Consider the following 803-nt stretch of genomic DNA (forward strand, 5'->3'; position numbering starts at 1 on the left):
GTTTGCGGCCCGTCGCGAAGGCATTCGGGGCGGGGTCATCGACCACGTAGAGCTTCGGCATCGGCGTGCCGGTGGCGATGCACAGGTTCTCGACGAGCCGGAAGTAGCGCGGGGCATCCTCCCGGCCGACTTCGACCGCGCCGCTCATCGCGAGCGCCTCTTTATCGGCGAAGAAGTACTGGAAGGCCGCGTAGCCCGCCGCGAAGATCAGGATGAACGCGGTCACCCACCAGTTGTTGCCCATGAGCCACCCGGCGAGAAGTCCGATGGCGCCCAGGAAGGCGACGAACGCGAGGAGGATGAACCAGGTGTTCCGCTTGTTGCGTGCGATCGCGGTGTACACGGATCAGTGCACGCTCAGAACTGCACGCGCGGCGGCTCCGAGATCGCGGCGCCGTCGACGACCTCGAAGAACTCCCGCTCGTCGAAGCCGAGGTTGCGCGCGAACAGGTTGTTCGGGAACACCTTGATCTTCGTGTTGAGCTCGCGCACGCCGCCGTTGTAGAACCGGCGCGATGCCTGGATCTTGTCTTCGGTGTCGACGACCGACTGCTGCAGCTGCAGGAAGTTCTGGCTCGCCTGGAGCTGCGGGTAGGCCTCCGCGACCGCGAACAGCGACTTGAGCGCCTGCTGCAGGTGGCCCTCGGCTACGCCCGCATCGGCGGGGCTCTTCGCGGTGAGTGTCTCCGCTCGCGCTCGCGTGACGTTCTCGAACACGGCCTTCTCATGCGCCGCGTAGCCCTTCACCGCCTCGATGAGGTTCGGGAGCAGATCGGCTCGGCGCTTGAGCTGGACGGTGATGT

General features: G+C 65.9%; 2 protein-coding genes. Both read right to left on the reverse strand.

Going from position 1 to position 803, the window contains the following annotated elements; all coding sequences use genetic code 11:
- On the reverse strand, positions 1-343 hold a 343-nt coding region (locus AC1DVT_RS20470; RefSeq protein ID WP_477391259.1), incomplete at its 3' end, for a M48 family metallopeptidase.
- A 14-nt stretch (positions 344-357) separates the two neighbouring features.
- Positions 358-803: LemA family protein (locus tag AC1DVT_RS20475; protein WP_477391261.1), on the reverse strand; the 446-nt coding region annotated here is incomplete at its 5' end.

This window comes from Microbacterium sp. P2_F9 (assembly GCF_056403635.1).